Source organism: Sphingobium aquiterrae (assembly GCF_037154135.1).
In the GTDB taxonomy this organism is placed as follows: domain Bacteria; phylum Pseudomonadota; class Alphaproteobacteria; order Sphingomonadales; family Sphingomonadaceae; genus Sphingobium; species Sphingobium aquiterrae.
Map to the genome: position 1 here is coordinate 77,431 of NZ_JBANFL010000012.1, position 19,892 is coordinate 97,322.

Sequence of the window (19,892 nt, forward strand, 5' to 3'; positions counted from 1 at the left end):
CATGCATGTCATCATCGGTCGGCTCACGGTTTGGGGATGCGGCGGATGAGCGCGCTGGTATCCTGCCGGCCGCCGCCCATGGCCTGCACATCGGCATAGAATTGGTCGAGCATCGCGGTGACGGGCAAGGTGGAGCCATTGGCCCGCGCCTCTTCCAGCGCCAGCCCCAGGTCCTTGCGCATCCAGTCGATGGCGAGGCCGAAATCGAAACTGTCCTCCGCCATCGTCTTCCAGCGATTGTCCATCTGCCAGCTTTGCGCCGCGCCGCCGGAAATCGCCTCGAACACCTTGTCCAGGTCCAGCCGGGCATGCTGGGCAAAGCGCATGGCCTCCGACAGGCTCTGGATGATGCCGGCGAAGGTGATCTGGTTCACCATCTTCGTGGTCTGCCCGGCGCCGGCGCGGCCGACATGGACGATGCGGATGGAATAGGGCTGCATTACGATGCGGGCCGCTTCCACGGCGGGCTTGGCGCCGCCGCACATGATCGCGAGCCGGCCGTTCTGCGCGCCGGCCTGTCCGCCGGTGACGGGGGCGTCGACACAGTGGATGCCGCGTCCTTCGCCCTCGACCGCCAGTTGCCGGGCGATGCGCGCGGAGACCGTGGTGTGATCGATGAACAGGCTGCCGGGGCGCATCGTGCGGAAGGCGCCGTCGCGGCCAAGGGTGATGGAGGCAAGATCATCGTCCGTGCCGACGCAGCTGATGACGACATCGGCCCCCTCCGCCGCCTGCGCCGGGCTGACCGCAAGGATGCCGCCATAGCTTTCGCACCACGCCTTGGCCTTGCCGATGGAGCGGTTGAACACCGAAAGCTCGTGGCCCGCCTTTGCCAGATGCCCGGCAATCGAGCCCCCCATGACGCCAAGGCCAATAAACGCGATTTTTGCCATGTCATGCGCATAGAGGCTGTTTCATCCGAAGGCCAGATAGGTTAGGGGCCAGACCGCAATGAATATCGCCAGTCAGATAGAGAATGCGCCGGCATTGCCGGTGAGTGTGGATGACATCCTGGCCGCGCACGCGCGCATTTCAGGATCGATCGTGCGGACGCCGACGCTGATCAGCAGGACGCTGTCCCATATGGTCGGCGCCACCGTCTATCTGAAATTCGAAAATCTGCAGTTTACTGCGGCCTACAAGGAGCGCGGCGCGCTCAACTGCCTGCTGCTGCTGGACGAGGTGGCGCGGGCCAAGGGCGTGATCGCGGCATCGGCTGGCAACCATGCGCAGGGCCTTGCCTATCATGGTGCCCGGCTGGGCGTGCCCGTGACCATCGTGATGCCGGTGACGACGCCGATGGTGAAGGTGATGCAGACCGAGGGGCATGGCGCCACCGTGGTGCTGCATGGCGAGACGTTCGACGATGCCTATGCCCATGCGCGGCTGCTGGAGGTGGAGCGGGGGCTGACCTTCGTCCATCCCTTCGACCAGCCGAACATCATCGCCGGGCAGGGCACGGTGGCGCTGGAGATGCTGCAGGACGCGCCGGATATCGACACGCTGGTCGTGCCGATCGGCGGCGGCGGGCTGTTCTCCGGCGTGGCGACCGCTGCGCGCGCGATAAAGCCGGACATGCGGCTGATCGGCGTGCAGGCGGAGTTGTATCCGTCGATGTATGATTATGTGAAGGGCGCGGACCTGCCCTGCGATGGCGATACGCTGGCGGAGGGCATTGCCGTCAAGGAACCGGGGCTGCTGACCCGCCAGTTTGTCGAGCGGCTGGCCGACGATATCGTGCTGGTGAGCGAGCGGGCACTGGAGCAGGCCGTCAGCCTGCTGCTGCAGATCGAGAAGACGGTGGTCGAGGGCGCGGGCGCCGCCGGCCTTGCCGCGATGATGAGCCATCGCGAGATGTTTGCGGGCCGGACGGTCGGCCTCATCCTGTGCGGCGGCAATATCGACACGCGCCTGCTGGCGAATGTGCTGCTGCGCGATCTTGCCCGATCCGGCCGGCTGGCGCGCCTGCGTATCCGGCTGCAGGATCGGCCCGGCGCGCTCTATCATGTCGCCCGCATCTTCGACGAGCAGCGGGTCAACATCCTGGAACTCGCCCATCAGCGCATCTTCACGAACCTGCCGGTCAAGGGCCTGAGCCTGGACGTCGAATGCGAGACGCGGGACGAGATGCATCTGGAGCGGCTGATTACGGCCTTGCGCGAGGCAGGTTATGAGGTTTCGCCGATCGAGGTGGCCTGAGGCCGGTTGAGGGCGTTCTGGTTTCGAGCCTGCGTGAGGGGGCCGCCGGACAGGGTTTCGTAGATGCTGTAACGCGGGCCGATGATCCTGCCTGACATTGCAGTGTCGTGTTAGCTCGCAAGCCTGCGATCCCAAGCCTACGATTCATAGTCACACATGCTCATTCCCGACCTTTACCGATGTCATTCGGAACCATGGGAGGAATGTCATGATGTTGCTTTTGGCGATGGCGGTAGCCGCTCAGGCAATGGTTTTGCCGAGCGATTTTCCGCCGGATATCGCTTGTGAAAATTACCAAAACGGTAGCACCGTAGCGATGTCGGAATGCCTCTATGGCCAATCTCAGATTTGGGACCAGTGGCTCAATGTCGAATATCGCGCAGCACTTGCACGTGCAGAAGTTGAACCGCGCAAGCTGCGCGAGGCGCAGCGAGCATGGCTCAAATATCGAGATGCGAATTGCGGGGTGTATCGAACCGTGAAAGGTTCGATCGCCATTATTCTCGCAGATAGATGCTGGCGGGATATGACCCGTGATCGGACGCTTGAGTTACGGGAGATGGACTGGTCAGGCTGATGTCCTTCTGACTGGTGTCCCGTTGATCCCAAAGCATTGCTTCAAACACGAGGTGTCGTCGAGGCGAACATCCGCCGCTCAATAGGCGTTCTTGTGGACCAGCACCTGCACCGTGCCGACCAGGATCGCCATGTCGCGCCACAGGGTCCAGCCGTTCAGATATTCCAGATCGGCTTCCAGCCGGTTGCGCAGGTCGATGTCGCGGACGGTGGCGCCGCGGAAGCCGCGGACCTGGGCCAGGCCGGTGATGCCGGGTTTGAGCGCGTGGCGGTGCCAATATTGCCGGTCGATTTCCCAGAACAGGCGATTGCCGGCGAGGGAGCCGAGCGCATGGGGGCGCGGGCCGACCAGGCTCATGTCCCCCAGCAGCACGTTCAGGAGCTGCGGCAGTTCGTCGATGCTGGTGCGGCGGATGATTCGGCCGACCTTCGTGATGCGGTCGTCGTCCATGCTGGCGGAGCGGGCGCCGGCACTGTCGCTGCGCTCGGTCCGCATCGAGCGGAACTTCAGAATCTTGAAGATGCGGTTGCCGCGCCCGACGCGATCCTGCCGGAAGAAGACAGGGCCGGGCGAATCGAGCTTGATGGCGATGGCAACCAGGATCAGCAGCGGAGACAGCGCCAGCAGCACCGGCACGGTGAAGGCGATGTCCAGCGCGCGCTTCTTGGCGCGGCTGGCAAGGTTGAGCGGCCCGCGCGCCACCACCAGCGTATCGTTGCCGTTGAACGATCCGATGCCGACGACGCCGACATCGCCAAAGCCCGGCACGACGATTTCACCGGTGACGTTCGATCCCTTGAGCAGCAGCGCCCAGTCCGCGTGGCGATCCTCCGCGCAGTGGACGATCACGCGATCATGCGAGCGCAGGACGATGCCGAGTCGGTTGAGCATGCGCGGATCGTTGAGGTCGGGCTCGATTCCCGCCTGTCGTGCGTAGACGACCTCCGCGCCGGACCGGAGCACGGGATCGGCATTGTCTACGATCACTAGCTCGGAGATCAGGGCGCAGTCATGCACCTGGCGGACATGGCGGATGATGAACAGCCGCTGGAGCACGATCAGCGCGGCCGACGCGATGACGCCGAAACCGAAGGCGAGCCGCGAAATGGCCAGCGGCGCTTTCAGCAGGAACGCAACGGTGAAGATGGCAAGCACCGTCGCGCCAAGCGCGAGCAGCGCCTTTTCAAGGCTGTAGGACGTACTCTTCAGAGCCGGCAGCCCATAAGCCTGATTGTTGAAGGCCAGCAGCCCATAGAGGGGGATGACGATGAGGGCGAGGTTGAAGCCGCCCGTCGATGTCCAGTTCGCATGCTGGGGCAGGCCGGCGAGCAGGAAGCCGATCACGATCGCAACCGCATCCGCCACCAGCAAGGTTGCATAGAGCCGCAGGCGCAAGAATTGCTTGCTCGAGGAGGACTGGCTGGCGATCGCGGCCGTTGCACTGGTGGAAAGGTCGATCTTCGTCACGATCTCACTCGGGAATAGTGTTGAACCGAATCTGCCGACCGCTGCACCGCGGCATTTTTGATACCGCGGACATTGTTAACTTTTGCTATAGTCTAAATGGCAGGGGTTAGGCAAGAAGTTGGTGTTGCACATGCGAATTGGGTCCGCAATCGCCTGAAAGGGCCTGTTCATCCCAATCCTGCCCCCATTGGGCGTATCGCAATCATGTTCATTTATGGTTAACATCGCGCCGACTGTTGCACCGCTGCATCAATAATGTTGAGTTCGGATTGATCCGGTTTGCTCAACGTTTGTTCCATCATTACTTTGATGTGACTGGGGCGGCTATGGGGATTTGCCCGGCAGCGCATCATGTTGCCTTCGACTTTCTTTCTGTTTTTCGCAAATGCGGTATGCTGCGGCGGCCTGCATTCCGTGTGGAAGAACCCTGGAATAAGACCAGCGTCATGGGCGGAGGAGATGATCAGGCGAGTAGGAACGCGGATCGCCCCACTATGGTTCCATCGGTGAACGGGAAATCTCTGCAGGCGGAGGTGGCTGTAGCGCCGCAGCCATGAGGACGTCGTCGCGCTATGCACAGGGCCGTGCCACGCAAGGGCGGCCACACAAAGATGCCCACGCAAAGACAGGCGCAGTGCCCCAGCGCTGCGCCCGTCAGGCTATTCTAACGGTTTTTCAGATCAGCCCGACAGCCCAGGCCGCAGCGGCCATGGTCGCGACCATGGCGACAGGGCCGGCGATGCGAGACATGGTTTCGATCGAACCATCGATAAAAGAGCGATCCGGATATTCCAGCGGCGTGCCACCGCTAAGCTCGAATGCAAGCGCGGCTTGCATCGACGCTACCGGATTCTTGGCCAAAAAGCCTTCTGGGCGGATTTCGACCCTATCGTCGATCGCTTCAACCGATCGTCGATTATTATAAGACAAGCCCAAGCGGGCATCTCCAGCATTTTCCATTTCGGCGTCCTCATTTCCTAAGGCGCCTTCGCTCTTTTTCAGTGTCTTCACTGCGCCCTCACCAGATATGACATATTGGTGTCTCCATGTATAGCGGCATGGTAAATAATCGGTATGGTTCGGCGCAGTTTCGCCAGCCTTTGCATCGGGATGCGGCATGTCGTGCAGGCGCGCATCCGGTGCTGTTTCCGACATAGGCGGCAAGGGTTAACCGGACGGTCGTAATCCGTGGTAAACGCGCTTTTAATTTCCGGGGTGCCGGGTCATAATGTTTCCCGGTCGCATCCTAAACAACGGGACATCAAGTGAGCGCTCCTTTCCGCTTCCCTCGCTTCTTCGTCACCAACCCGAGCCCTTGCCCCTATCTGCCGGGCCGGAGCGAGCGGAAGGTTTTTACAGAGCTTTCGGGCGAACACGCGTCCGAGCTGAACGACGCGCTGGGCCGCATCGGCTTTCGCCGCAGCCAGAATGTCGCCTATCGGCCGAGCTGCGCGGATTGTTCCGCCTGTGTTTCGGTGCGGGTCGTGGCCGGCGAGTTCCGGCCCAATGCCACGCAGCGCAAGCTGCTGCGGCGCAATGCCGACCTGGTGGTGACGGCCTGCCGCCCATGGTCGACCGATGAGCAATATACGCTGCTGCAGCGCTATCTGCGTGCACGCCACCCCGGCGGCGGCATGACCGAGATGGACGAGATGGATTATGCCGACATGGTCGAGCAGACCCCCGTCGACAGCCAGATCGTGGAATATCGGGAGCGCAGCGAGGATGGCCGGCCCGGCCGCCTGGTCGGCGCCTGCCTGACCGATCGCCAGGGCGACGGGCTGTCCATGATCTACAGTTTTTTCGATCCGGATCGGGCCGATCGCCCCGGTATGGGCAATTTCATCATCATGGATCATATCCTGCGCGCCCACCGTGCCGGGCTGCCCTATGTCTATCTGGGATATTGGGTCGAAGGATCGCAGCGGATGCAGTACAAGATCCGTTATCGTCCGCTGGAACGGCTGGGGCGTTCGGGTTGGGTGCGGTTCGATCCCGACGAGCAGGTGGAGGCCATTCGCGAGGTCGCCGGTCAGGGCCGGGCGCCGATGCCGCCGGAGATTTCGACCCTGTTCCGGAAATAGGCTGGCGCCCCTGCCGGCGGCCTACCGCCGGCACTTCCGGCCTGACAATAGAAATGGCTTCGATCCTTTTGAATCGAAGCCATTTCTATGTCCGACAGATATCCTATTTGCAGTCGCAACGGGCCTTGGGCACTACGCGCCTGGGCTTCCAGCTGCGCCGAGGAGCGGTATAGACCACCTCTTCCGTCACATAAGAGGTCGTGGTCGCCGGCTGGATGACGATCGTGGTGACGGTGGGCGCAGGGTAATAATAGCCATTGGCGTAATATCCGCCGGGATGCCCATAGGCCGGGGATTCGCCATCGACCCAATGCGCGGCGCGCGGCGGCGGCACCGTCCCCTCATAGCGGCCGCGATATTCGCCGCTATAGGTCGAGCCGTCGTCGCCATGCCAGGTGCCGACCCAGCGCCCGTCATATTCATTATTATAGGTGACGCGATCGTCATCGTCATAGGCACGCGGCGGCGGGCTGTCATGGCGGCGTGGATGCCGATCCTCGGCCCTGTCGCGCCGGTCTTCGGCCTTGTCGATGGCGGCGCCCGCTATGGCGCCGACGCCCGCGCCGATGATGGTGCCTTCCGTGCGGTTGCCACGGCCGGCGATGCGATTGCCGGCCACGCCGCCGACGACACCGCCGATCACCGCGCCGCCAAGGCCATCGTCCCGGCGCCGTGGCTCATCGCCATAGGGGGCGTCGTCATAGCCGCCATCATAGCGGTCCCAGGCGATGTCATGACGGCTGTCGATCACCCGGCCATAGCGGTCGGTCAGCACGGCATCGTCATAATAGCGCGACCAGCCATAGCCTTCGCGCGGGGCGGGCAGGCCATAGGTCGCATAATTGCCGATATAATAGCTGGGCTGAATCCAGTAGCGCGGCAGGATGATGCCCGCGACCGGCCGGCGATAGGCGGCCCAGCCGCCCGGCGCGTGCATGCCCGCATACCAGCGGCCATCGACGCGCGGCCCCCAGCGGTGCATGGCCGGGGACATGGCAGGGCGGGGCGTTGCGGACGCGCGGCCGGCCATGGTCTGCGGGGCAGGCGCGGGCGAGTCGGGAGCGGCCATGGCAGGCTCGGTCAGGCACGCGCCGCCCAGCATCAGACCAGTAATGATAAACGTCCGCATGGTTAACAATCCCCTTCTGCCGCCGCCGCGCGCAGCCCAGGGGCCGGCGCGGCCTTAACCCGCTGTTTAGCATCGACAGGCGCGGCCTTCCACGGATTGTAGGGGATGCCGCTGTCCTGAATCGGGGCAGGTTGGCCCGGCGGGGCAGGCGGGAAAAGGTTAACGCTGTCGCAGCAGGGGCGCGATCCGGGCGGCGAGCGCCTCCAGCCCGGCGGCATCCTCCGCATCGAAGCGGGAAGGGCGCGGGCTGTCGAGGTCGATGACCGCGATCAGGCCCCGGTCGTCCACCACCGGCACCACGATTTCGGAGGCGGAGGCCGCATCGCATGCGATATGGCCGGGAAAGGCATGGACGTCGGCGACGCACTGCGTTTCCAGCGTTGCAGCCGCCGTGCCGCAGACCCCCTTGCCCAGCGGGATGCGGATGCAGGCCGCCTTGCCCTGAAAGGGGCCAAGCACCAGTTCGCCGTCCACGAGCCGATAGAAACCGGCCCAGTTGAGATCGGGCAGATATTGCCACAGCAGCGCGGAGAGATTGGCCATATTGGCGACGACATCCGCCTCGCCTGCGGTCAGCGCTTCGGCGGCGCTCAGCAGATCGGCGTAAAGGGCGGGCTTGTCGGCCGCATCGGGCGCAGAGAGATCGAACATGGCGGCAATGTAGGGTGGCGAGGGGCGCTGGTCCATGCCCACCGCGCGGCGCTACGTGGGTTATCTTAACGGGACGGCAACCATGACATGGCATGGCGGCAGGCGAAGGAGACAGGCGTGACGGGCATGGGGCTGGCATTGGGAACGGAGCGTGACGGTATGGTGCAGGGCAAGGATGCCTCCGGCGCCCGTGCGCCCATCGCCAATGCTGTCGATGCCGTGATCCGTTACTGGCCCTTCTGGGCGCTGCTCGTCTTCGCCATCCTCTGGCGCAGTCCGGTCTATGGCAATCCGGACGTGTTCCTGGACGAGCAATTCTACCTGCTGGTCGGCGACCGGATGCTGCACGGTGCCTTGCCCTATGTCGACATCTGGGACCGCAAACCGATTGGCCTGTTCCTGATCTATGCCTTTTCCCGCCTGCTGGGTGGCGAAGGGTTCATGCAATATCAGCTGCTTGCATCAGTCTTTGCAGGCGTGACGGCAGGCATGATCTGGCTGGTCGCGCGCCGGGCCTGCGGCAATTTTGGGGCGACCGCTTCGGGTCTGCTCTATCTGCTCTGGCTCAATGTCTATTCGGGCGGGGCGGGGCAGTCGCCGGTCTTCTACAATCTGCTGACGATGGGCGCGGTGTGGCTGTGCCTGTGCGCCAATGACGCGGGCCGGGCCGGGGATGCCGGCAAGATCGCGCGGCTGGGCGGCTGGGCGATGCTGCTGTGCGGGTGCATCCTGCAGATCAAATATACCGCCGTGATGGAAGGCATGTTCTTTGGCGCGTGGTTCCTGTGGCGGCTGTGGCGTGCCGGCATGGCGCCGATGCGCATCATGGCCATCGCCATCGGCTATGGCGTCATCGCGCTCCTGCCGACGCTGATCGCCACGGGTTGGTATGCGGCGACCGGGCATCTGCACGCATTCATCTACGCGAATTTCCTGTCCATTTTCGACCGTGGCCGGCTGAGCGACAGCTTCCTGCGCATGGCGGGGGGCTTTTTCCTCGCGACGACGCCGCCGCTCGCCATCGTCGGCAGCTTCGGCCTGATGCGGCACTGGCAGATTACGGGCCGGCAGATCGCTGGCAAGGATCGTCGGGACGATTTCGCCTTTCTCGTCGGCTGGCTGGCATCGGCGATCCTGGGCTTCGTGATGATCGGCAATTTCTACGATCATTATTTCCTGCCGGTCCTGCTGCCGGCCTTCATCGTCATCGCGCCGATGCTGGTCGCCACGCCCATCGGCGTCACGGCGGCGGCGGTGCTGGCCTTCTGGGCGCTGTTCTGGTCCGGCACGCCCGATGCCGCCTATCAACGCGCCAAGCGCGCGGGGCTGATGCGCCTGACGGAGGCGACCCGGCCCTATGTGCGCGACGGGCAGTGCCTGTTCATCTTCGATGGCCCGGCAATACTCTATATGACCAGCAATGCCTGCATTCCCACGCGCTATGCCTATCCCGATCATCTGAGCAACGATGTGGAGAAGCGCGCCATCGGCGTCGATGCCGTCGCGGAAATGCGCCGCGTGCTTGCCAGCCGCCCCGGCGCCATCGTCACGGCGAACAGCCCGGTCATCCCGCGCCTCAACGCGCAGACCGTGCCGCTGCTCAAGGCGGCGCTCGGCCGCGACTATCTGTGCGTGGCGGCGGTGCGGGCGACGAAGCAGGGCCGGGCCTTCTATGTCCATGCCCGGCGCGATCTGGTAAGCGCGCAGGCGATGCGGCATCGCCCGGCATCCTGCCCGGACGATTATGCCGACATGATGCGCTGAGGCGGGCTCAGTCGCCCATGGCCTTGACGTCGATCTCCGCCATGCCGACGCCCATGGAGGCGCGGGGCTGGTCCGCTTCGGACGAGACGACCGGATAGGCGCAATAATCCGCCGCATAATAGGCGCTGGGGCGATGATTGCCCGAAATGCCGACCCCGCCAAAGGGCGCGGAGGACGAGGCGCCGTTGGTCGGCCGGTTCCAGTTGACGATGCCGGCATGGGCATTGGCCCAGAACTGGTCATATTGTTCGGGCGATCCGCCGATCAGTGCGGCGGACAGGCCGTAGCGGGTGTTGTTCGCTTCCGCGATGGCGGCCTCGAAATCCGGCACGCGGATCACCTGGAGCAGCGGGCCGAACAGTTCGATGTCGGGGCGCTCGCTCATCGTCGTCACGTCGATGATTGCGGGCGAGACGAAGGGCAGACCGTCCTTGGGGCGGCTCATATGCTTGATCGGCCGCCCGCCGCCGCTCATCAGGATGAGGAAGCTTTCGGTCAGGCTGTCGGCCGCCTGCATGTCGATCACCGGTCCCATATAGGGCACGGGATCGGCATGGGGGTGATCGATGATCATGCGGTCGGCGATCCGCTTCACTTCCTGCAGCAGCGGCTCGGCCATGCTGTCCTTCACCACCAGCCGCTTGGCCGCCGTGCAGCGCTGGCCGGAGGAGAGGAAGGCGGACTGGGCGACCAGCGCCGCTGCGCTCGGCAGGTCGGGCGTGTCCCACACGACGATGGGGTTGTTGCCGCCCATCTCCAGCGCCAGGATCTTGTTGGGCTGCGTGGCGAAGGCGCGGTTGATGGCGATGCCGGTGGAGGCCGAGCCGGTGAAGAGGATGCCGTTGACGGCGGGATGGGCGGTGAGCGCGCGCCCTTCATCCGGCCCGCCGATGACGAGGCGCACGACGTCCTGCGGCACGCCGGCCTCATGATAGAGGTCGACCAGCATCGCACCCACGGCTGGCGTCTTTTCCGAAGGCTTGAACAGCACGGCGTTGCCCGCGATCAGCGCCGGCACGATATGGCCGTTGGGCAGGTGCGCGGGGAAATTATAGGGGCCAAGCACGGCCATGACGCCATGGGGCTTGTGCCGCACCGCCTGCCGTGCGCCCATCGCCCCTTCCAGCCGCTTCTGCCCGGTGCGTTCGGAATAGGCGGCGATGGAGATATCCACCTTGTTGATGACGGCGGACACCTCGGTCAACGCGTCCCAGAGCGGCTTGCCGGTTTCGCGGGCGATGAGGTCCGCGAGCGCGGCTTCGGAACGGCGGACGGCATTGGCGAAGCGGCGCATGGTTTCGATGCGGAAGGACAGCGGCTGCGCGGCCCAGCTGCTCCAGGCGGCATGGGCGCGCTCCGCTTCGGCAGCGACGTCGCTGATCGCCCCTTCCCATAAATGCGCGCCGGTGGCGGGTTCCGTCGAAATCAGGGTGCGCGACATGGGCGACATATGGACCAAATTTTCAGGGCTTGCAAAGGGGTGGTGGAACGAGGCGCTCGTAGGCTTCAGGGCGGCGGCGGGGCGGCGCCATGCGCATCGCCCATGGCGCGGATGGCGGCGACCTTGGCGTGGAGCGACCCCCAATCGTCCTGCGTGTCGATGGCGGACCAGATCGCCTCGACCTCCTCGATATACAGGGAACAGGGTGCCTCGGTCGACCAATAGGGATGATCGCGCGTGCCCGTTGGCGTGAAGCCCTGCACCGCCGCCCGCGCATCGTTCCAGGCATCGCCGGCATAGTGGATGGCATTGGCGATGACGCCATGACGCCAGTCGAAGAAGAAGCGGTCTATCGGCGTGTCGGTCGCCATCATGCCACGCACGGCGGCCTGGGCGAAGGCGGCGGCGGCCCGGTGATCGCCCGGCTCCAGCCCCAGCCGCCAGAAGAAGCGGCGGATCATCGCATCGGCATAAAGATCGGGAAAGCGCTCCAGTTGCGCGATCAGGGGCTGGGCTTCGGACAGCAGGCGCAGGGAGACGGCGAGCTGGGCGACGTCCCAGTGGATCGCTTCCGCCTGCGCGCCGAAGCGATAGAGGCCCTGACGGTCGAAATAGGCGGCGGTGAAGTTCTGGTCCCACAATGGCGTGAAGCGCCAGGGGCCATAGTCGAAGCTCTCGCCCGTGACGTTGATATTGTCGCTGTTCAGCACGCCATGCACGAAGCCGGCGGCCATGTAGCTCGCGGCAAGATCGGCGGTGCGTTCCACGACCCGGCCGAGCAACTGGGCCGCGGGCTCTTCGCCCGGCGTTTCGCCGTAAAGTTGTTCCAGCGCATAATGGACGAGCCGCTCCATCAACGGCGCATTCTGTTCATAGGCCGCGCGCTGGAAGGTGCCGATGCGGATATGCGAATGGCTGAGGCGTACCAGCACGGCGGAGCGCGTGGGGGAGGGCTCGTCGCCGCGCATCAGCGCCTCGCCGGTCTCGATCAGCGAGAAGGTCTTGCTGGTGTTAACGCCCAGCGCCTCCAGCATTTCGGTCGCCAGGATTTCGCGCACCCCGCCCTTCAGCGTCAGCCGGCCATCGCCCGACCGGCTCCATGGCGTCGTCCCCGACCCCTTGGTGCCAAGGTCGAGCAGGCGGCCCCGCTCGTCGCGCAGCTGCGCGAACAGGAAGCCGCGCCCGTCGCCGATGTCGGGATTGTAGACCTGGAACTGATGCCCGTGATAGCGCAGCGCCAGCGGCCGGGGCAGGCTGCCTTCCAGCGGCGCGAAGCGGCCGAAATGGGCGATCCACTGCGCGTCGGTCAGCCCGTCCAGCCCCACGGCGCGGGCATGGCGATCGTTGCGGAAGCGCAGGATCGTCTTGGGGAAATCGGCAGGGGAAACCGGATCGGCGATGCCTTCCCCCAGCAGGGCGATGGATCGTTCCGGTGTGAAAATGGCAGCTTGCGAGGTGGGGCGCATAGCGCAATATGGGGCCGGCGTGGCGAAGGGATCAAGCGTGGCCGAATATAAAGATGGATATTGGTGGTCCCCTGACGGGCTGAGGCTGCATTATCGCGATTATCCGGGCGGCGAAGATGGGCGCCCGCCGCTGCTCTGCCTGCCGGGGCTGACGCGCAACGCGCGCGATTTCGAGCCGCTGGCGTCGAAGCTGGCCGGGCAATGGCGGATGATCTGCCCGGACATGCGGGGACGGTCCGAAAGCGCCTATGCCAAGGACCCGATGACCTATGTGCCGCTCACCTATCTGCACGATCTGGAACGGCTGTTCGCCGATCTGTCGCTGACTCGCTTCGTCGCGGTCGGCACCTCGCTGGGCGGGATCATCACCATGCTGATGGCCGCGACCGGGGCGGGGCGCATGGCCGGCGCGATACTGAACGACATCGGCCCGCAGATCGAGGAAGCCGGGCTGGACCGGATTCGCGGCTATGTCGGGTCGGGCAGCACGCACCAGACCTGGGTGCATGCCGCCCGCGCGCTGGCGGAGAACAATGCGGACGTCTATCCCGACTATGGGCTGGAAGACTGGCTGGCGATGGCCAAGCGGCTCTATCGGCTGAACAGCAGCGGCCGTGTCGTGCTGGATTACGACATGCGCATCGCCGAGCCGCTGAAGATACCGGGCGGCGAAGCGGGGGTGGACCTGTGGCCCGCCATCGCGCCGTTTTCAGGGATGCCGACGCTGATCCTGCGCGGCGCATTGTCCGATCTGCTGAGCGATCAGACCGCGCTGCAGATGGTGGAGCGGATCGGGCCGTCTGCCGAATATGTCACGGTGCCCGGCGTCGGCCACACGCCGATATTGGTGGAGCCCGAGGCGATCGGCGCCATCGAGGCATTGCTCGATCGCGTGCTGAAGGCGGGCTGACATGGGATCGACGCCGGGCGATCAACGCCCGCCGCGCATCCTGCACCTGCACAGCAGTTTCAACCTGGGCGGCAAGGAAGCGCGCGCCGTTCGCCTGATGAACCTGTGGGGCGGGCGGCTGAGGCACAGCATCCTCAACGGCTTCCCCGCGCAATCGGGCGCGCGCGCCGCCATCGATCCGGCGGTGGCGGTGGATTTTCCGCAAGCGCCGGCGCTGGCCGGGCGGATGGGGCCGCGCCACTTCCATGCGCTGGCGCGCTGCATGGCGGGTTACGATCTGGTCCTCAGCTATAATTGGGGGGCGATGGATGGCGTGATGGCGCATCGGCTGTTCTCGCCCTTCATGCGCCTGCCGCCGATCATCCATCATGAGGATGGCTTCAACGAGGACGAAACCGCCGGCCTGAAGCCCCGGCGCAACCGCTACCGCCGGATCGCGCTGGGCAGCGCCCATGCGCTGGTGGTGCCGTCGACCGTACTGCGCGACATCGCCCGTACCGCCTGGCATCAGCCCGAGCGGCGGCTGAGCTTCATCCCCAACGGCATCCCGCTGGACGCCTATGCGCAGCCACCCGCGCCGGGCGCCATCCCCGGCCTTGTCCGCGCGCCGGGCAAGCTGCTGGTCGGCACATTGGCGGGGTTGCGGCCGGTCAAGAACATCCGCCGGCTGGTGCGCGCGGTGGCGCCGCTGCACGACCGGTTGCAACTGGTGATCGTGGGGGACGGCGCGGACCGCGCGGCGATTGTTGCGGAAGCGGCGGGACTCGGGATGGATGACCTGCACATGGCCGGCTTCCTGCCCGATCCGCATCGTTTCGTGGGGTTGTTCGACATCTTCGCGCTCTCGTCCGACAGCGAGCAGTTCCCGATTTCGCTGGTGGAGGCGATGGCGGCGGGGTTGCCTGTGGTCTCCACCGATGTCGGCGACGTCATGGCCATGGTCGCGCCGGAAAACCGGCCGCTGGTCGTCCCGGCCATGGACGAAACGGCATTTTCAACCGCGTTGAAACGGCTGGTCGAGGATGCGGCGCTTCGGCGGGCGCTGGGCATGGCCAATCGTGAAAAAGCCTTCGCCCATTATGGCGAACCGGCGATGGTGGAAGCCTATGCGCGCCTTTATGGGGAAGCGCTGGCCAGACCCGCGCTTTTGCGTTAGACGCGCGCCAGATTTTCCGTAGCCCAGGTAAAAATCTGCTATAGGCAGACTTTGCCCTCTGGGGCGGAGGGCGCAGTTGCGTTGGGGAGACCAGATTGTTCAAGGGTTTGAAGCCGATCGTCTATGGCGGCCGCGAAGTGTGGCCGATTGTGGAAGGCGGCAAGGGTGTCGCCGTGTCCAACCATATGAGTTCGGGCGCGTGGGCGGCTGCGGGCGGCATCGGCACGGTTTCAGCGGTGAATGCCGACAGCTATGATGCCGCCGGCAATCTGATCCCCCAGATCTATCACGGCCGCACGCGGCGCGACCGGCATGAAGAACTGGTCGCCTACGCCATCGAGGGGGCCGTGGAGCAGGTGAAGCGCGCCTTCGACATCGCCGGCGGCAAGGGCGCGATCAACATCAACGTGCTGTGGGAAATGGGCGGTGCGCAGCGCGTGCTGCACGGCGTGCTGGAGCGGACGCGCGGCATGGTGGCGGGCGTCACCTGCGGCGCGGGCATGCCCTACAAGCTCAGCGAGATAGCGGCATCCTACAATGTCTCCTATCTGCCGATCGTCAGCTCCGGCCGCGCCTTCCGCGCGCTGTGGAAGCGGGCCTATTCCAAGGCGGCGGAATGGCTGGCGGCGGTGGTCTATGAAGACCCCTGGCTGGCGGGAGGCCATAACGGCCTGTCCAACGCGGAAGACCCGTTGAAGCCGGAAGATCCCTATCCCCGCGTGAAGGCGCTGCGCGACACCATGCGCGAGGGCGGCATTTCGGACGAAGTGCCGATCGTGATGGCCGGCGGCGTGTGGTATCTGCGCGACTGGAACGACTGGATCGACAATCCCGAGCTGGGCGCGATCGCCTTCCAGTTCGGCACGCGGCCGCTGCTGACGCAGGAAAGCCCCATTCCGCAGGAGTGGAAGGATCGCCTGACCCAGCTGGAGGAAGGCGACATCCTGCTCCACCGCTTCTCGCCGACGGGTTTCTACAGCTCGGCGGTGCGCAATCCTTTCCTGCGCAATCTGGAGCACCGCTCCGAGCGGCAGATCGCGTTCAGCATGGAGCAGGCGGGCGACCATACCCATCAGCTGGATGTCGGCGTGAAGGGCAAGAATTTCTGGGTGACGCGCAACGACCTGTTGCGCGCGCGCGCCTGGGTGGGCGAGGGCTATACCTCCGGCCTCAAGACGCCTGACAATACGCTGGTCTTCGTGGGCGAGGCCGAGAAGGCCGATATCCGCAAGGACCAGACCGATTGCATGGGCTGCCTGTCGCAATGCGCCTTTTCGTCCTGGATGGACAGCGAGACCAACTCGACCGGCCGCCTTGCCGATCCGCGCAGCTTCTGCATCCAGAAGACCCTGCAGGACATCGCCCATGGCGGCCCGGTGGACCAGAACCTGATGTTCGCCGGCCATGGCGCCTACAAGTTCAAGCAGGACCCCTTCTACTCCAACGGCTTCGTCCCCACGGTGAAGCAGTTGGTGGACCGCATCCTGACGGGCGACTGATGGCGGATGTTCCAGGATTGGCGGTGCTGCATTATGGCACGCCGCATTATGACGTCGTACGGCCAGGGCATTTCGTGCTCTGCGCCGTCAGCGGTGAGCGCATTCCGCTCGATGACCTGATGTACTGGAGCGAGGAGTTCCAGGAAGCCTATCGGAGCGCGGAAGAGGCGACGCTATCCTTCCTGCGGCATCGCGAGCTTTCAGGCCGAGGCTGACCGCATCCGGGCAAGTGCCTTGCGATCGAACCAGCCGGTGATGCCGGGGCGCGGCTTCAGCCGGGGCAGCGAATCGGCGTAAAGATCGGAAAGCCGGGCGGGCAGGCCCGCCGGGCCCTGCCGTGCCATGATGGCCGAGACGATGCGGTTCTGGAAATAACGCACCGAATAGTTGATCATCCGCCGATACTGGACCCGCCAGGTGACGGGATTGGCAAGGCCCACGGGCTCGCACAGGAAACCGGCATCCTCGCAGGGGATCACACGATCCTTGTCCCAATCCGCGTCGGTGCCAAGGTTCGTCATCGCCCAGGCACAGACAAGGCCATCGTCCCCGATCAGATCCTCCGGCAGGGACAGGCCGCGCGCCCGGATTTGCGCGACGAAGGCGCCGGACAGGGCATAGAGATCGCCGAACAGCCCGCCTTCGGCCTTCATCGTCTCGCGATAGAGCCGATGATGCCGGCCGTTGAGCGGCATGCCCGCCGCGCCATTGGCGGCGGGGTTCTTCGCAAGGGCGGAGACGAGCGCATCGATGGACCCCGGCGCGATCTCCGCGTCGCCATCCATGAAGACATAGGCATCGTGCGGGCCTGCGATTTCATGCACGAAGCGGTTCCAGGTGCGCGATTTGCCGCCGGGGTGCAGATCATGCACCTGCGCGTTCGGCATGCCTTCCAGGAACCGGCGCGCGATGATTGCCGTGCGGTCGGTCGATCCGTTGACCAGCAGGTGAAAGCGCAGGTCCGGCCGGTGTAGCGGCAGGCTGCCCAGGCAGTGGGCGATGCGGCGTTCCTCGTCATGTGCGAAGATGGCGATGGCGACGGTCATGATGTCAGCCTTCGCCACCGGCGGCAGGCAGCGGCAATGGGGCGCGGATCGGGGCCATGTTCGTTCCAGCATGAGGCGACGGAATATGGATGCTGCATAGACCCGGCGCGTAAAGGCTTCGCTAAGGCATCGCCATCAAGGTGCAGCGCAATGGTTGAACAGCATGGCGCGGACTTGCTATCAGCAGGTCTGCGTGCCATCGCGCGCAACCGAACAAGAGCAATAGCCGATGAATACTCTCTTCCGATTGCCGCTTGCGGCGCTGTTCCTTGCCCTCATGCTCATGGTCGTTGGCGACCGCGCCTTGGCGGAGGGCCGCCCGGTGCCTTATTGGGCCTCGATCGCCGCCGACGAAGCGCGCATGCGGGTGGGGCCGAGCCTCGATTATCCGTCGAACTGGGTCTATCGCCGCCGCGATTTGCCGGTGAAAGTGGTGCAGGTGCATGGCAACTGGCGCAAGGTCGAGGATTCGGCGGGCGCGCAGGGGTGGATGCATGTCCGCCTGTTGAGCGACCGGACGACGGCGATCGTCGTGGGCGACATCGCGATGATGCGTGAATCGGCCGATGATCGCGCGCCCGTTGCCTTCCGTGTCGAACCCGGCGTCGTGGGCCGGATCAGTGGCTGTTCGGCGGGGTGGTGCAGCTTCGACATCGGCGGCCGCAAGGGCAAGGTGCGCGCGGAAAGCCTGTGGGGCGCAACCCGCTAGGGCGATTTCCAAGCGATCGGTTCCGATCGCTGGTTAAGAAATCGCGGTCGATCAGGGATAGAGAGCGATTTCCAGTCCGGTGGGAACGCCGTTCGATGCAGCCAATCGCCTGACGGCTCGGGAAATGCGTTTAATCAGCCGTTCCAGGACGGATATTCGTCCATGGCTTCCCCGCCGGGCGCGACACCGGCGGGGGTGAAGACAGGCAGCCGATCAGGCGATCAGCGCGTGCGCGGCCTTTGCCAGTTCCTCGATGCGGGCGGGGTTGACCGGCCCCTTGGGGATCAGCCAGCTGCCGCCGACGCATTTCACGGCGGGCTCGGCCAGCCAGTTGCCCGCCGTTTCGAACTTGATGCCGCCGGTCGGGCAGAAGCGCGCCTGATGGAAGGGCGCGGCCAGGGCCTTGAGCGCGGCAATGCCGCCCGAGGTTTCCGCCGGGAAGAATTTGAAGCGCGAAAGGCCCATGTCCATGCCGCGCATGATGTCGCCCGCGGTCGCGGTGCCGGGGAGAAAGGCGGTGCCGCTGGCGATCGCGGCCTTGCCCAGCGGTTCGGTGAGGCCGGGGCTGACGATGAACCGGGCGCCGGCCTTCAGCGCGTCGTCCAGCTGGGCGGGGTTGAGCACCGTGCCGGCGCCGACGACCGCGCCCGGCACCTTTGCCATCTCCGCAATGGCCTCAAGCGCGGCGGGGGTGCGCAGCGTGACTTCCAGCGCGCAAAGGCCGCCGGCGACGAGCGCCTGCGCGATCGGCACGGCATCCGCCACATTTTCGATCACCAGCACCGGGATGACCGGTGCCAATTCCATGATGTCGTCGACGCTCAAATTCATTGTCCATTCTCCCGATAGGCCGCGGCAGCGCCGAAAAGGCCGATTTCCTCATGCGTCGCCAGATGGATGGGGATGGAGCGCATCAGCCCCTCGAACCGTCCCTTGGCGACGAAGCGATCGTGAAAGCCGCTGGTGGGCAGCATGTGGCGCATCCGCTGGGTGAGTCCCCCGGCCAGCACCACATGATGCGGACCCTGCGCCAGTGCCAGATCGCCGGCCACCGCGCCATAGCAGAGGCAGAAGCGCTCCAGCGTCGTCATGGCGAACGCATCGGTTCCCTCCAGCGCGGCCTGCCACAATTCGGCGTCTTCCATCAGGGTGACGCGCTCATGGCCGATGGTGGCCATGGCCTTGTACAGATTGTTGAGGCCGGGCCCCGAGACGATCCGTTCGGTGGACACGCGCAGGAACTTGTCGCGCAGATAATCGACGATCCGCCCTTCGATGGCGTCCAGCGGCGCAAAGTCCAGATGGCCGCCCTCCGTCGCGATGACATGGGGCTTGCCCTTGTCGAACGCGATCATCGCAACGCCCAGCCCCGTGCCGGGGCCAAGGATCGTCACCGTGCCCCGTTGCGGCATGGGCTGCTCGGGGCCGAAGAGCAGCTCCAGATTATCGGCCGGCAGGCGCGATATGGCATGGGCCACGGCCTCGAAATCATTGACGAGATGCAGGGAGCAGAGCCCCAGATCCTCGTCCAGCGTATCGGGATGGATCACCCAGTTGCTGTTGGTCAGCTTGATGACATCCCGGCCGATGGCCGTGGCAAAGGCAATGGACGCCCTGTCGGGCAAAGGCTCCGCCTCGTCCCGCGCAAAGGCGTTCCAGCAGGATTGCAGGCTGGGATATTCCGCAACCTTATATTTGCGGACGGTGCCAAGGGTGGGATTGCCGGCATCGTCGATGGACGCGCGGGCAAAGCGGGCGTTGGTCCCGCCGATGTCGGCTGCAACAATGTCGATC

Annotated in this window: 19 protein-coding genes; 9 read left to right on the plus strand and 10 right to left on the minus strand. The window is 65.0% G+C overall.

The window, feature by feature from the left end:
* Nucleotides 1-23 precede the first annotated feature (23 nt).
* On the minus strand, nucleotides 24-893 hold the full coding sequence (locus tag WFP78_RS14005; protein WP_336963395.1) for an NAD(P)-dependent oxidoreductase: 870 nt from the start codon (nucleotides 891-893) through the stop codon (nucleotides 24-26).
* A gap of 58 nt (nucleotides 894-951) precedes the next feature.
* Between WFP78_RS14005 and WFP78_RS14010 the strand changes: the two genes are divergently transcribed.
* Both WFP78_RS14010 and WFP78_RS14015 read left to right on the plus strand, forming a co-directional pair.
* The gene (locus WFP78_RS14010) at nucleotides 952-2,199 is read left to right on the plus strand and encodes a threonine ammonia-lyase (RefSeq protein WP_336963398.1); all 1,248 of its coding nucleotides are present in this window, start codon (nucleotides 952-954) and stop codon (nucleotides 2,197-2,199) included.
* Between the two features lie 208 nt (nucleotides 2,200-2,407).
* Entirely contained in the window at nucleotides 2,408-2,776 is a 369-nt protein-coding gene (locus WFP78_RS14015; RefSeq protein ID WP_336963401.1) for a lysozyme inhibitor LprI family protein, read from the plus strand.
* Nucleotides 2,777-2,854: 78 nt separating this feature from the next.
* Here WFP78_RS14015 and WFP78_RS14020 read toward each other — a convergent pair whose 3' ends face one another.
* Together WFP78_RS14020 and WFP78_RS14025 are read right to left on the minus strand one after the other, a co-directional pair.
* Nucleotides 2,855-4,243, minus strand: coding sequence for an exopolysaccharide biosynthesis polyprenyl glycosylphosphotransferase (locus tag WFP78_RS14020; protein WP_336963404.1), 1,389 nt, complete (start codon nucleotides 4,241-4,243; stop codon nucleotides 2,855-2,857).
* A 675-nt stretch (nucleotides 4,244-4,918) separates the two neighbouring features.
* The gene (locus tag WFP78_RS14025) at nucleotides 4,919-5,398 is read right to left on the minus strand and encodes a hypothetical protein (protein ID WP_336963407.1); all 480 of its coding nucleotides are present in this window, start codon (nucleotides 5,396-5,398) and stop codon (nucleotides 4,919-4,921) included.
* A 110-nt stretch (nucleotides 5,399-5,508) separates the two neighbouring features.
* Here WFP78_RS14025 and WFP78_RS14030 point away from each other — a divergent pair, with 110 nt between their 5' ends.
* Nucleotides 5,509-6,327 (plus strand): arginyltransferase, encoded by an 819-nt coding sequence (locus WFP78_RS14030; protein ID WP_336963410.1) that lies wholly within the window; start codon nucleotides 5,509-5,511, stop codon nucleotides 6,325-6,327.
* A gap of 103 nt (nucleotides 6,328-6,430) precedes the next feature.
* Here the strand turns inward: WFP78_RS14030 and WFP78_RS14035 are convergent, their stop codons facing one another.
* Nucleotides 6,431-7,456 (minus strand): RcnB family protein, encoded by a 1,026-nt coding sequence (locus WFP78_RS14035; protein ID WP_336963413.1) that lies wholly within the window; start codon nucleotides 7,454-7,456, stop codon nucleotides 6,431-6,433.
* 159 nt (nucleotides 7,457-7,615) lie between these two features.
* Entirely contained in the window at nucleotides 7,616-8,107 is a 492-nt protein-coding gene (locus WFP78_RS14040) for a GAF domain-containing protein (protein ID WP_336963593.1), read from the minus strand.
* Nucleotides 8,108-8,194: 87 nt separating this feature from the next.
* Between WFP78_RS14040 and WFP78_RS14045 the strand changes: the two genes are divergently transcribed.
* The gene (locus WFP78_RS14045) at nucleotides 8,195-9,871 is read left to right on the plus strand and encodes an ArnT family glycosyltransferase (protein WP_336963415.1); all 1,677 of its coding nucleotides are present in this window, start codon (nucleotides 8,195-8,197) and stop codon (nucleotides 9,869-9,871) included.
* A 7-nt stretch (nucleotides 9,872-9,878) separates the two neighbouring features.
* Here WFP78_RS14045 and astD read toward each other — a convergent pair whose 3' ends face one another.
* The gene (gene astD / locus WFP78_RS14050; RefSeq protein WP_336963418.1) at nucleotides 9,879-11,312 is read right to left on the minus strand and encodes a succinylglutamate-semialdehyde dehydrogenase; all 1,434 of its coding nucleotides are present in this window, start codon (nucleotides 11,310-11,312) and stop codon (nucleotides 9,879-9,881) included.
* A gap of 65 nt (nucleotides 11,313-11,377) precedes the next feature.
* Nucleotides 11,378-12,778 (minus strand): protein adenylyltransferase SelO family protein, encoded by a 1,401-nt coding sequence (locus WFP78_RS14055; RefSeq protein WP_336963421.1) that lies wholly within the window; start codon nucleotides 12,776-12,778, stop codon nucleotides 11,378-11,380.
* Between the two features lie 37 nt (nucleotides 12,779-12,815).
* On the opposite strand from WFP78_RS14055, the gene WFP78_RS14060 reads away from it, so the two are divergent.
* The 4 genes from WFP78_RS14060 to WFP78_RS14075 all read left to right on the plus strand — a co-directional run bounded on the left by WFP78_RS14060 (nucleotide 12,816) and on the right by WFP78_RS14075 (nucleotide 16,558).
* Nucleotides 12,816-13,688: an alpha/beta fold hydrolase gene (locus tag WFP78_RS14060; RefSeq protein ID WP_336963596.1), complete on the plus strand. Its 873-nt coding sequence runs from the start codon at nucleotides 12,816-12,818 to the stop codon at nucleotides 13,686-13,688.
* A gap of 1 nt (nucleotide 13,689) precedes the next feature.
* A complete protein-coding gene (locus WFP78_RS14065) occupies nucleotides 13,690-14,844 on the plus strand; it encodes a glycosyltransferase family 4 protein (protein WP_336963424.1) in 1,155 nt (384 codons plus the stop codon).
* A 95-nt stretch (nucleotides 14,845-14,939) separates the two neighbouring features.
* Nucleotides 14,940-16,343, plus strand: coding sequence for an NAD(P)H-dependent flavin oxidoreductase (locus tag WFP78_RS14070; RefSeq protein ID WP_336963427.1), 1,404 nt, complete (start codon nucleotides 14,940-14,942; stop codon nucleotides 16,341-16,343).
* Nucleotides 16,343-16,558, plus strand: coding sequence for a DUF2093 domain-containing protein (locus WFP78_RS14075; protein ID WP_336963430.1), 216 nt, complete (start codon nucleotides 16,343-16,345; stop codon nucleotides 16,556-16,558). The genes WFP78_RS14070 and WFP78_RS14075 overlap by 1 nt, the downstream gene beginning before the upstream one ends.
* Here WFP78_RS14075 and WFP78_RS14080 read toward each other — a convergent pair.
* Nucleotides 16,544-17,389 carry a glycosyltransferase family 2 protein gene (locus WFP78_RS14080; RefSeq protein WP_336963432.1) on the minus strand — a complete coding sequence of 282 codons (846 nt, stop codon included), beginning with the start codon at nucleotides 17,387-17,389 and terminating at the stop codon, nucleotides 16,544-16,546. The two genes, WFP78_RS14075 and WFP78_RS14080, sit on opposite strands and share 15 nt — an antisense overlap.
* A gap of 229 nt (nucleotides 17,390-17,618) precedes the next feature.
* Between WFP78_RS14080 and WFP78_RS14085 the strand changes: the two genes are divergently transcribed.
* Nucleotides 17,619-18,098, plus strand: coding sequence for an SH3 domain-containing protein (locus WFP78_RS14085; protein ID WP_419722968.1), 480 nt, complete (start codon nucleotides 17,619-17,621; stop codon nucleotides 18,096-18,098).
* Between the two features lie 213 nt (nucleotides 18,099-18,311).
* On the opposite strand, the gene eda is transcribed toward WFP78_RS14085, so the two are convergent.
* Nucleotides 18,312-18,929, minus strand: a complete 618-nt coding sequence (gene eda / locus WFP78_RS14090; protein ID WP_336963434.1) for a bifunctional 4-hydroxy-2-oxoglutarate aldolase/2-dehydro-3-deoxy-phosphogluconate aldolase — start codon at nucleotides 18,927-18,929, stop codon at nucleotides 18,312-18,314.
* Nucleotides 18,926-19,891, minus strand: coding sequence for a glucokinase (gene glk / locus WFP78_RS14095; protein WP_336963602.1), 966 nt, complete (start codon nucleotides 19,889-19,891; stop codon nucleotides 18,926-18,928). Before glk ends, eda begins: the two co-directional genes overlap by 4 nt.
* Nucleotide 19,892 lies beyond the last annotated feature (1 nt).

Excerpts from the sequence above, each read along its gene's own strand:
- WFP78_RS14005 (WP_336963395.1), bottom strand. The coding sequence starts at position 893 with ATGGCAAAAATCGCGTTTATTGGCCTTGGCGTCATGGGGGGCTCGATT.
- WFP78_RS14010 (WP_336963398.1), top strand. The coding sequence starts at position 952 with ATGAATATCGCCAGTCAGATAGAGAATGCGCCGGCATTGCCGGTGAGT.
- WFP78_RS14015 (WP_336963401.1), top strand. The coding sequence starts at position 2,408 with ATGATGTTGCTTTTGGCGATGGCGGTAGCCGCTCAGGCAATGGTTTTG.
- WFP78_RS14025 (WP_336963407.1), bottom strand. The coding sequence starts at position 5,398 with ATGTCGGAAACAGCACCGGATGCGCGCCTGCACGACATGCCGCATCCC.
- WFP78_RS14035 (WP_336963413.1), bottom strand. The coding sequence starts at position 7,456 with ATGCGGACGTTTATCATTACTGGTCTGATGCTGGGCGGCGCGTGCCTG.
- WFP78_RS14040 (WP_336963593.1), bottom strand. The coding sequence starts at position 8,107 with ATGTTCGATCTCTCTGCGCCCGATGCGGCCGACAAGCCCGCCCTTTAC.
- WFP78_RS14045 (WP_336963415.1), top strand. The coding sequence starts at position 8,195 with ATGGCATGGCGGCAGGCGAAGGAGACAGGCGTGACGGGCATGGGGCTG.
- astD (WP_336963418.1), bottom strand. The coding sequence starts at position 11,312 with ATGTCGCGCACCCTGATTTCGACGGAACCCGCCACCGGCGCGCATTTA.
- WFP78_RS14055 (WP_336963421.1), bottom strand. The coding sequence starts at position 12,778 with ATGCGCCCCACCTCGCAAGCTGCCATTTTCACACCGGAACGATCCATC.
- WFP78_RS14065 (WP_336963424.1), top strand. The coding sequence starts at position 13,690 with ATGGGATCGACGCCGGGCGATCAACGCCCGCCGCGCATCCTGCACCTG.
- WFP78_RS14075 (WP_336963430.1), top strand. The coding sequence starts at position 16,343 with ATGGCGGATGTTCCAGGATTGGCGGTGCTGCATTATGGCACGCCGCAT.
- WFP78_RS14080 (WP_336963432.1), bottom strand. The coding sequence starts at position 17,389 with ATGACCGTCGCCATCGCCATCTTCGCACATGACGAGGAACGCCGCATC.
- WFP78_RS14085 (WP_419722968.1), top strand. The coding sequence starts at position 17,619 with ATGAATACTCTCTTCCGATTGCCGCTTGCGGCGCTGTTCCTTGCCCTC.
- eda (WP_336963434.1), bottom strand. The coding sequence starts at position 18,929 with ATGAATTTGAGCGTCGACGACATCATGGAATTGGCACCGGTCATCCCG.